Annotated in this window: 10 protein-coding genes (1 of these 10 cut by a window edge); 2 read left to right on the top strand and 8 right to left on the bottom strand. The window is 40.0% G+C overall.

Annotated features, from left to right (window positions below; genetic code table 11):
- Positions 1-61: the final stretch of a GMP synthase gene (locus HOL16_05745; protein MBT5390194.1), read on the top strand. It extends 623 nt beyond the left edge of the window; only the last 61 of its 684 coding nucleotides appear in the window; its start codon lies beyond the left edge, outside the window; its stop codon occupies positions 59-61.
- A gap of 77 nt (positions 62-138) precedes the next feature.
- On the top strand, positions 139-2016 hold the full coding sequence (locus tag HOL16_05740) for a hypothetical protein (protein MBT5390193.1): 1878 nt from the start codon (positions 139-141) through the stop codon (positions 2014-2016).
- Here HOL16_05740 and HOL16_05735 read toward each other — a convergent pair.
- The 8 genes from HOL16_05735 to HOL16_05700 form a co-directional block, all read right to left on the bottom strand.
- Positions 2013-3194, bottom strand: coding sequence for an MFS transporter (locus tag HOL16_05735; GenBank protein ID MBT5390192.1), 1182 nt, complete (start codon positions 3192-3194; stop codon positions 2013-2015). The two genes, HOL16_05740 and HOL16_05735, sit on opposite strands and share 4 nt — an antisense overlap.
- A 10-nt stretch (positions 3195-3204) precedes the next feature.
- A complete protein-coding gene (locus HOL16_05730; protein ID MBT5390191.1) occupies positions 3205-3735 on the bottom strand; it encodes a demethoxyubiquinone hydroxylase family protein in 531 nt (176 codons plus the stop codon).
- A complete protein-coding gene (locus HOL16_05725; GenBank protein ID MBT5390190.1) occupies positions 3728-4246 on the bottom strand; it encodes a disulfide bond formation protein B in 519 nt (172 codons plus the stop codon). The genes HOL16_05730 and HOL16_05725 overlap by 8 nt, the downstream gene beginning before the upstream one ends.
- Positions 4247-4275: 29 nt before the next feature.
- Positions 4276-4857 carry a DedA family protein gene (locus HOL16_05720; GenBank protein MBT5390189.1) on the bottom strand — a complete coding sequence of 194 codons (582 nt, stop codon included), beginning with the start codon at positions 4855-4857 and terminating at the stop codon, positions 4276-4278.
- Between the two features lie 104 nt (positions 4858-4961).
- Positions 4962-5993, bottom strand: coding sequence for a hypothetical protein (locus tag HOL16_05715; GenBank protein ID MBT5390188.1), 1032 nt, complete (start codon positions 5991-5993; stop codon positions 4962-4964).
- Positions 5994-6083: 90 nt separating this feature from the next.
- Complete coding sequence (locus tag HOL16_05710; protein ID MBT5390187.1) at positions 6084-7427, bottom strand: HAMP domain-containing histidine kinase; 1344 nt, start codon at positions 7425-7427, stop codon at positions 6084-6086.
- A gap of 97 nt (positions 7428-7524) precedes the next feature.
- A complete protein-coding gene (locus HOL16_05705) occupies positions 7525-8958 on the bottom strand; it encodes a sodium:solute symporter family protein (GenBank protein ID MBT5390186.1) in 1434 nt (477 codons plus the stop codon).
- Positions 8959-9142: 184 nt separating this feature from the next.
- Positions 9143-9805 (bottom strand): helix-turn-helix transcriptional regulator, encoded by a 663-nt coding sequence (locus HOL16_05700; GenBank protein MBT5390185.1) that lies wholly within the window; start codon positions 9803-9805, stop codon positions 9143-9145.
- Positions 9806-10000: the final 195 nt, after the last annotated feature.

The following is a 10000-nucleotide window of genomic DNA, read 5'->3' as shown; positions in this document are numbered from 1 at the left end:
GGCTGATTTTGATGCTATAAATAAAAAAATGAAGCAGATACTGACCTCTATCACCTCTTGATTCATATATCTCTATTCTTCAAAGAGTTACGACGTCTAGTATAAGATAGCTGTATCCTGTACAATTAAATTAAAAAAATGTATCACAGGGACGGTCTTTGGGCCTGGGCATGCGCCCCTTCTTTTGCAAGTTGCATTCTTTTGCTGGGAGCTTCTTTAGGGCATTCATCCGAAGATAAGGACAGCTATGCCTTTTTAAGAGATCCAAAATGGCAGCCATATTCGTTTTTAGATTTAAAGGCTGGAACCCAACGGAATATCGGACAAGTAGGCGTTTTTATGCCCATAGGACAGAATGAGAGCTCCATGCTTTTTGCTGACTTTAGATTCATGGGTGATACAGACCATGCTGCTGAGGGAAACTTTGGCCTAGGTTATCGTCAGCTATACAATGGATGGGTTTTAGGAGGGTATGGCTTTTTTGATCACAGAAACTCTCCATATGGAAATACCTTTAACCAATTGACTTTAGGGACTGAAGCCCTCAGCACAACTTGGGAAGGGCGTGCGAATGTCTACATTCCCATATCATCTCGAAAACTAATTTTGGGAAATGAGGCTGTTCCAACTGGAGTCAGCCGATTTGCTGGACGTAATGAATTTATTCAAATGAGCGGAGGTCAATCCTTTGATACGCCTCTTGGGGGCGGAGATGTGGAAGTAGGATATCAGGTACTTAAAGGGCTCCGAATCTATGGTGGGGGGTATTACTTTTCTGGAAAAGCAGTTCCGACAATTCGAGGTGTTCGTAGTCGAATAACTTATGATATTAACAAGTGGGCAGCTGTTGAAGGGCAAGCTCAATATGACAACGTCCGGAAGAAGACATACTTTGTAGGCGTCAGGCTTACAATTCCTCTTCAGGCTGAGAATAGGCCGCGAGAGCTAAGTGAAACAGAAGAGTTAATGACACGTCCCATCGTAAGAGACGTGGATATTGTGACTCTAGAGCAGAAACCGTCTGGACCTGCAGAAGTACAATCTCCTGATAAATTGCTCCATTTTAGTGAGGATTCTGAGGATCACTATCGCTATGCGGATGGAAGTTGGGAGCATCCCTTTAACCCTGTGAATCAAAAGCACCGAGTGTTAATGGCTTACATTATTAAGGGAGATTCAGGCCTAAAAACAGTTCGAGATAGGAAAAGCGGTTTGCGGACACCTGTGTCAAATTTTGCGAGCGTCAGTCATAATCTTTTGGGGGTCCATAGATCTTGGAAACACTGGCGTTCTTTTGCCAAAAAAGCAAAGAAAAAGGATTCCTTGCTTGCTCAAGGAGCGGAGAAAGTTAAAGAATATGGAAAAAAATTAGGGAAGAAAGCTAAGAAGGAATTTCTAAACTTTTTAAAAGGAGAAGACATTAAAATTCTAACTGCATCTGCTATAAAAATTCAAAGTCGGTTCCGAGGCTATGTGAAGCGAAAGGGGTATAAAATAATTCGCAAATCTGCGGTTACAATTCAAACAAAAGTGAGAGGATTTTTAGCACGTCGAAATTATGCCCAAACGAAGGCAGCAGTAAAAATTCAAAAATTCTATCGTAAGTACGACCCTGTTAGAAAGGCAAAGTCATTAGCTCTGAAGCAATTATCAGAACTTAAGGAAGTGTTGAATCCAGGGGATCTGTCAGATGAAGAAGAACTCGGAGGCCATCTCTTAGAAACAGGTGGGCAAAAGTTTTCACAACTAAAAGAGAAATTGGGAGTAGCCTGGACCGATATGCAAAATGGTGTTGGAGAAGAAAGTAACTCAGAAGAGGACGGTGAGGATGTTTTCATGATGCAGGAAGCTCGGAAGGGGCTAGAAAAACTGGATAAGATTAAACACGGGCTGCAGGAGCAGAAGCGGTGGTTTCAAGGAGATGCTATGACACAGCTTGGTAATTTTAGATCGGGCTTTCAGAAGTTAAATAATGAGCTAGAGGGGCTTGAAGGAACCATAAATGGGGAAGATTAGAATTTTTTCCTAGCATGGGCATAGGTGGCAGAAATTGCAATTAAGAGAGATCCGACAAGAAGGGAATAGAGAAAGGCAATATTACCGTATTCAGTCATTATGATACCGGTTACAGCCACACCTGATAGAGCACCAATCTTTCCTATAAAGCTAAACCCTGCAACAGCGTCAGGGATGATTTCTCTAGATTGGGTTGTCGTGATAATGGCAAGTGACAGGGAATAGATGCCAGGGAGAATACCACCCAGTATAAAGAAAACGCTCCAGTATAGATGGCCTATTCCTGTAGGAATCAACAAACTGCCGAGGCATATTACGGCTAAGATACTTAGAAAAATGATTATTTTTAAATGCCCCATTTTATCACCTAAAACCCCAAAGAGTGGTGGCAGAAAAACACCACCCATGCTTGAAAAAGATAAGAGAAGTGCGGCCTCTTTGACCGATAGAGAAAAAGCAACAAGGCCGTATATAGAAAGGAAGCTCGTAAGAGTCCCTTTTCCGACACCTAATCCCAAGGAAATAAATAAAATAACAGGTAAAATCAAAATAGTTGTAAAGGGATTTTTTGATTTTACTGAAGAGGCTTTACTGACGATGGGATATAAATTTTTGAAAAAAGGAAGTGCAAGAAATAGACACATGGCAGCTACGAGATGAGGTGCCAGACTGATAACTCCAGTCAAGTCAACTAAGAAGGCTCCTAAAGCGCTTCCTAGGGCAACGAAAGAGGTTAAAATCGCAATAATTGTAGATTTGTATTTTGGCTTAATAAGCTCTGATAAGATAACAATTGTACATGTAAACAGGAATCCCGTAAGGCTTCCCCAGATGGTTCTAATGGGAAAAACCAGCCAAGCTGTTTCCAGATAGTCGATGATGAGATAAAAGAATATGAGTATTCCCACTGCAATGCGCATAAGAGTTACGGATGAGAAGCGATCAATTAGTCTTGGGAAATAAATACAGGCTAGCAGGTATCCTGTAGTGTATAGGAGAGAAATAATTCCAACATCCGCATCTTGAAAGCCATGACTATGAATGTCCAAATTGAAAGAAGTTGTTGAAGTAAAAAAAGAGACCTCGAAGACAAACAGAATGAAGGCAGCTGACATAAATGCAATGGGCTTGTGTATGTAGGTAGATAGCTTCTTTTCTAGTTGTGCAAGTAAGATCATTTCGCTGTCTTCAAATTCGTTCGGAAAGTTTGATAGCAAGTTTCGTGATGCATTTAACGCCAGCTGTAAAGGGGCGATAACCAAACATGGATTCTGCTTTGTGTTCTAGGCCTGTATCTCTGTGTTCCAGTTCTTCTTCATGGCACTTGCTGATTGCTTTTTGGAGGACTTTTTCATTTGGGGCATGTTTCAACTCTTTAAGTTGATTCTGATAATGATTGTCAATGGTTTCTTCTACAGCCACTGTGCATGCCATAGCTGCTTCAGTACTGATTCGTGCAGAAATAGCTCCCAAAAGAAAGCCTCCTACATGCCAAAAAGGAGATAGGATTGTGGGGCGGACTTGGCGCTTTATCATCATGTCACTAAAGAGTCTTAAATGTTCTTCTTCCTGGTCCGCCATATGTTGTATAATTGGCGCTGTAGGAGTGTTTTTTAGCACGGAAAGCTGGCCTTCATAAATTCGTTTAGCACCATATTCTCCTGCTTGATTAACCCGGATCATCCGTCGAATGTTTTTTGAAGGAGGATTATCAGACATTTTTAATCTTCCCCTTGTAAAGTAACCAACTGTAAATAAAAGAAAAAGACGAGAAGGCGAAACATCCTACCAAGTTGTATTCGGCCATGGAGAAACCAAATAGTCTCCAAGGCACAATATCACAGCGAACAACAGGTGTAGCCATAATCTGGGCTCGAAGTTCCTCAAGGGTTTCTGCATTTCCTGAGGGAAATCCTCCACAAGCAGCACTTAGGGAAAAAATGTGATGTTCGACACCCACGTGATAAACTGAAATGCCAACATTTACTAGGTAACTGAGTGCACAAAACAAGATATAAATAGATAAATAGCGCTTGTGGAAAAGTCCAATCAAGCTTATGCCAGCTACCAGGCCATAGGGGTACCGTTCGTAAATGCATAATATACAGGGCTTAAGCCCCCCTATATATTCCGCGTAAAAAGCCGTCATTAGGGCGGCGACGGAAGTCATAAATAGTGCTACCAAAACAAAGTATGGGCATTTTAAGGGAGCAACAATCGTACGAAACATATAGCTTAGCCTTTTTTATTATAGCTATTTTAGACTACAAATTTAAGAAGCGCAAACCCTCCAATGAGAAGGGAGAGTCCAGCTAAAGTAACAAGAGGCAGATTTTTCTCGATATAAGCCTTCATGGGGTCTCCCCATTTCCATAAGAGTATGGCTTCTGTATAAAAGCGTAGCCCTCTCGAAAGTAAGCTAGCCACAAAAAATGTTACAAGATCCATATTCGTCAGACCACTGGTGATCGTCACGACTTTATATGGTATCGGTGTTAAGCCCTTCAAGAGAATGATCCAAAAACCCCATTTATTAAAAGTATTTTTAAGGGAAGTAAAACTATCCATAAGACCATAAGTTTGGAGGATAGGTTCGCCCAGGGTCTCAAAAAGCGAGTATCCAATGGCATAGCCAATAAGCCCCCCTATGACAGAGGATGCGGTGCATACAAAAGCTAGAACCCAAGCTCTATGCCTTTGGGCAAGAATCATAGGGATCATTAAGGGATCAGGAGGAATGGGAGAGGCAAAACTTTCGGTAAATGATATTACAAACAAATACCATGTAGCATGAGGATGCGCGGCTTTTTCAATTGTCCACTGATAACACTTTTGAAGCATAAAATACCCTCGTCCGCTCAAGGCTTACATTTGTCACAAAGCTGTGTACGTCTGAACAAATACCCTAAACATAGAAAGAACGTCAACAGCTTGTGTACACTTACCTACGCAACTTCGAGCGATTGACCATCTTGATAGGTGCTAAAAGACAGAAGCCCCCCTCTATCGATATCTAATAATTTCGGCTCATATGCGTAGAAGTAGTTTGAATTTCCAGAGAATTTTGTTGCAGGGTGAAGGTATGATTTCCATTCTGTGATCTTTGGCCACATAATATTATCACGTTTGTGGTAGCAAAATATCTTTTTCCTTTTTTGGATGTCTCCAATGAAAGACAGGACTTCTTTTTTGTTTTCAGGATGTTCATCAAGGTGAGATTCTGCAATCTCACAGTGGATATTAAGCAAATCTTCTGGATAGGTGAACAGAGCAGAATCATTCCCATGTTTGTCCAAAAATAAAAAGCAGCCCGAGCTTTCAAAAAGATAATACTCTACTGTCTTATTTTCCTCGAGGATCTTCTGAAATATATCGTTAAATCCAGGTTCATTGAGGGCAGTCGGAGGGATATTCGGGTTATTCACAAGAATCTCTAAAATTGGTTTTGATAGTGTATTAAAATAAGTGCGCTGTGCTTCTGAAATTGCTTGTGAGACCAAATCGAAAACTTGATTGTCTTGTTTGCGAATGAAACCTTGAATGATTTGCTTGTTAAAGGCGTCGATGACCACACTTTCGTTTGCAACGCCTGTGAGAAGAATCTTTTGAATATTTGGATCTGTTATTTTTTCACATAATTCGAGACCATTCATGCCAGGCATATCATGGTCAATGACAACAGTTGAAATTTGATCGAATCGTTTTGGATTATAGATTTCTTGATGAAGCAATCTAATATTTACATTCATGGAATGATGTTCAAATCTCTCTTCTTCTGGACGATCCATACATCTGTTCGTGAACGGATCAGGTTTATATTCTTTGTTTAAGAAATCTAAAGCCGCGATTGGATTCGTACAAAACTTATATGAAGTGACGCGAGACGAAAGCTCGGCGGCGATATGTCTCAGAAAACCTGGATCGTCATCAACAAAGACGACCGTAGTTGGAAACATACAACTTGGGATGACAGTCATGAAACTACCCCTAATTTACGATCTACTAATACTACCCCTACTGGATGAACATCATACTACAAAAAAATGGGTAATAAAGCATTTTCGTCGTTATTTAGAAATTACATTCTTTTGAGGGTGAATTTTTGGGAATTTCATCACAAATTCAGTGTATTTACCTTCAATCGAGTGGCAAACAATATCTCCCCCGAAGCCCTGAATAGTCAATTTACAAAAAGCGAGTCCGATTCCAGTCCCATGCTTTGTGGTGGTATAGAATCGATCAAAGATATTCGGGAGGTCGGATGTTGAAATGCCTTTACCAGTGTCACGAAAATGCAGCTTATTTTGGATATCGCTTTGTTCAAACCAAATTGATATTCTTCCCCTTCCAGCAGATTTAACGAAGTAAATTGCATTTTTCAATAAATTGAAAAGAACATGTCTCATAAGAACCTGATTTCCCATAAACTGAAAATCATTCTCTTTATTCCAGTGGATGAGTTTTTTATCACTTGAAAACATAGGATAATTTTCAAGCAAGTCTTGAACGCACTGGCCTACTGAGCATACCTTTAAATTTTCCTCGACAGGATGTTCTTTTAGCTTCATGAGGAGCATATCGATAATGGTGTTAGCGTTTCTACTGACGATTGAAAGGCTTTCAGGCATATCTTTTAAGGCATCATAGTTCATCTTTTCAATGTCTCTAACAGGAAGATTGTTATCCAGGGCCAATTCGTATCCTTCAATGATTTTGGGTAAATGTTTTTTCATTCCTTTTGCCCCAAATGTGATTGCTGAGAGTGGCGTGCGGATTTCATGGGCAATGGTGGCACTCAGTGCCTTAATGGCCAGGATTTTATCTCGTTCGGCCCTCTCTCGATTGCGTGAGAAAATGATGGCGATAAGAATGGCAAATATTGACATATAGACTGATAGAAAAAAGGCTTCGCTTCTTAATTCGATAGTGCTCGTTCCGCCCATAATCCAATAGAGCCCATAGCCCAACAATACTCCCAAGGGTAAGATAATCGTGAAGCTCAACCAGTCCACAAGGAGGGCGAGCAAAAACAAAGCAAGACTCATGTTCAAAAGCCAGTAAATTGATGCATGAGTGCTTAAAAGCATGTAGGTGGTCATAAAGGGCAGACAGAACAAAAGGGTGATGTGCCAGTATAAGGGGAGAAGTTTACGAAAACTTTTTGGCCAATAGTCATTCATGATCAAGAAAAAACTTAACAATCCGGCTACGAATCTCAATGAAAGACTCACATAGTCGTCATGTTCTGTATAGGACCACATAAAATAGGGGAGAATATAGTTTGCGACAGAGAAAATACCAAAGGCGATATATTGAGCACCATAGGAATGGACTCGATTTGCAGAGAAGCCATATGTAAAATCCAAGCGCTTCAAAGCATTGCGCATAAATTGAAAAGATTGTTTTTGCATGCCAATATTTCTCGTTTATAGCGAAGGATTATTGAAAATTATGGGGAGCTTAGGGGGCATAAATACATCTCTGCGTAAATTGGAGAAAATTCCAAAATTATGCTGCAGTTTTAGCTTTTTTCTCATTGGAACTTTCTGTTTTTGTTGTCAGCATTTTTATAGCGGAACCTTGCTGGGAATAATGAACGACAAAAAAGACAAACGCATTTGCGAGCATGGCTGGGACGAGACTACCAAAGCCAAGAACTTCTTCAAGGGAAAAGGTTAGCCATAGACAATACATTCCAAGACCTGCAGCAACACTGCATAAAAAGGATCGAGCGTTTGCTTTAAAATCAAAAATACCAGCCAACAGTGGGACCACAACAACAGGTGCCCAACAGTTTAAAAAAACCAACACAAGCTCAACGACACTTGTAAAACTAAAAGCAGTTAAAATAGAAGCGACTCCAATGGCAACAGTAGTGGTACGTGCCATAAGCAACTCAGTTTTATCTGGAAGAGATTTCTGGTTAAGAGGACTTATAATATCGTGAACGACCGCAATACTTGCTGCATTTAAATACGAGTCGGCCGTTGACATCATAATGGATATAATGCCGACAATGGCAAGTCCTTTAATTCCTACAGGTAAGAAGGCATGTATAAGGTATGGAAGGGATAAGTTTGCTTCTTGTCCTGGCTGGAGCGCTAGAACAATCAGTCCCAAGCTGCCGATAGTTAAATAGAAAGGAATATCTATGAGAGCGGCTATTCTTAATGATTGGACAATTTGCTTCGTATCCTTTGCCATTAGTAATCGTTGTATTACCGCTGGGTTAAGAAAAGGGATGCAAAAAATAAGGAATAAGAAAATATATTTAAAAGGGTTTTCGTCTTGGGGAAAAAAATTCAAACTATCATCTGGAATCATTGTCAGAAGCGACTCATATCCTCCTACAATGTTAAGACCGATATTGCAAATCATAGGAATCGCAATGATTATAGCTGCAAATTGCAATACATCTGTCGCTGTGACAGCTCTTATTCCTCCGTAAGCTGAATAAAAAATTGCCACAGCGGCTCCTAAAACCACTCCCCAAAAGTATGAAATTTCCAGGAAGTATTGGCAAAAATATCCCATGGCACTTATTTGAGCACCCACATAGCCTATGCAAAGAAGTGTTCCAGCCACCCCCGTAACGATGCGTCCTGGTTTCCCGTAAAAACTGTCCATCATATCTCCCACGGAGATCATATCGGCAAACTTGACCATTCGTGGAGCAATATATTGTGCCATAAGGAGTTTCGTTATGGGTTCTCCTAGAAAAATTAGAATAAAGACGATGCCAACGCTGAAAACTTTTTCTGTCAGTCCAATTGTTGAACCACTATCGAGCATAGTAGCGGTAATTGTTGCAACCAAAATGGGGATGGAATAGCGCCTATCTGCAATTGCAAAGTCGCGAATTGATCTCACATTTCGCCCAAAATAAAGGCCAATTAAAATTGTCACAATAAAATAAGAAATAATGATAAGAAAATCAATCATTTAGCAAGGCCTCCTGATATTATTACTAGTATTATTCATATTTATCAATTGGTAATAAAAATGGACAGTCTGTTTCTATTTGTTTTGCGTAACACATATGGTTTTGTTGAACAAGGCAAAAGCTTTTACCTATTTAGATAAGAAATTCTTAGATTTGGGATTGCATAACAGGGGAAACGATTGCTTACGCTGGAAATTTTTTTCGGTGCCAGATAATGGGTGCACACTCAATAATCTGTTGCTTATCAATGAATTCATCAAATCTATTTACGTTTTGGGGGTAATTTGACAGGAGATAGAAAAAATCTTGTTGGTCGGAGGGGTAAAATAGTTGCACTATCAAGTTTTCTGGGAACTCCTTCGTTCGAAGAATGCAAAATTTTCCATAGTAATGCTTCATCTGTTCTGCGTTTATTTTGCAGCCTCCAACAATATCGCCTATCTCAAAAAGTGGGGAGGCTTGAGAGTTCTTTATAGCGGTCGTTACATGATTTGGGTTTGACCCTAAAAAGCAAGTCACTTCTCGAACGATTGGATCTTCCCTATTTTCATTAGTTGATTTTGTGGAGGGCGTATCTGGCGTCGAACCTAGTGGTGAGGTTCCTTCTCCCGAAAGGATCCAGCTTTGATCACAAAAAATGCCTTCGTCAAAAAAGGCTGCTAAAAGTTTCTGAAGAGATTTTTCAGAAATATTTGTGAGACCAAGTTCCCAGGACCTTAAGGTATGCAGACTTATATTATGACGCTGGGCGAATTGTTCTCTTTTAAGACCCGTCAAACCACGCAGAGCTTTTATGCGCTTTGCTGGGGAATCTAAATTAGTTCTTAAAAGAAATGGGCTGCTCATATTAAAATCTTCTCAAATAAATTATCGAAACGAAGCCGCAAATTTCTATTGCTCGAGCAAATTGCAAAATTAGGTGAGTGAGTTAATTTTTGTTGTCTTTAAGAAGCGACAAACCAGACAAAAATACCAGGTCCTCCTGTTATTGGGGTTTAATAAGGAAAGATAAAAAGCCAAACTAATCTCAACAACAGAAGG

This window comes from Alphaproteobacteria bacterium, from assembly GCA_018662925.1.
Classification (GTDB): Bacteria; Pseudomonadota; Alphaproteobacteria; order 16-39-46; family JABJFC01; genus JABJFC01.
Note: the sequence above shows the minus strand (reverse complement) of the source record. Positions and strands in the feature narration are given on the sequence as shown.

What these genes read in the sequence shown, in the direction of transcription:
- HOL16_05705 (MBT5390186.1), bottom strand. Translation starts at nt 8,958, where the DNA reads ATGATTGATTTTCTTATCATTATTTCTTATTTTATTGTGACAATTTTA.
- HOL16_05730 (MBT5390191.1), bottom strand. Translation starts at nt 3,735, where the DNA reads ATGTCTGATAATCCTCCTTCAAAAAACATTCGACGGATGATCCGGGTT.
- HOL16_05735 (MBT5390192.1), bottom strand. Translation starts at nt 3,194, where the DNA reads ATGATCTTACTTGCACAACTAGAAAAGAAGCTATCTACCTACATACAC.
- HOL16_05740 (MBT5390193.1), top strand. Translation starts at nt 139, where the DNA reads ATGTATCACAGGGACGGTCTTTGGGCCTGGGCATGCGCCCCTTCTTTT.
- HOL16_05710 (MBT5390187.1), bottom strand. Translation starts at nt 7,427, where the DNA reads ATGCAAAAACAATCTTTTCAATTTATGCGCAATGCTTTGAAGCGCTTG.
- HOL16_05715 (MBT5390188.1), bottom strand. Translation starts at nt 5,993, where the DNA reads ATGACTGTCATCCCAAGTTGTATGTTTCCAACTACGGTCGTCTTTGTT.
- HOL16_05720 (MBT5390189.1), bottom strand. Translation starts at nt 4,857, where the DNA reads ATGCTTCAAAAGTGTTATCAGTGGACAATTGAAAAAGCCGCGCATCCT.
- HOL16_05700 (MBT5390185.1), bottom strand. Translation starts at nt 9,805, where the DNA reads ATGAGCAGCCCATTTCTTTTAAGAACTAATTTAGATTCCCCAGCAAAG.
- HOL16_05725 (MBT5390190.1), bottom strand. Translation starts at nt 4,246, where the DNA reads ATGTTTCGTACGATTGTTGCTCCCTTAAAATGCCCATACTTTGTTTTG.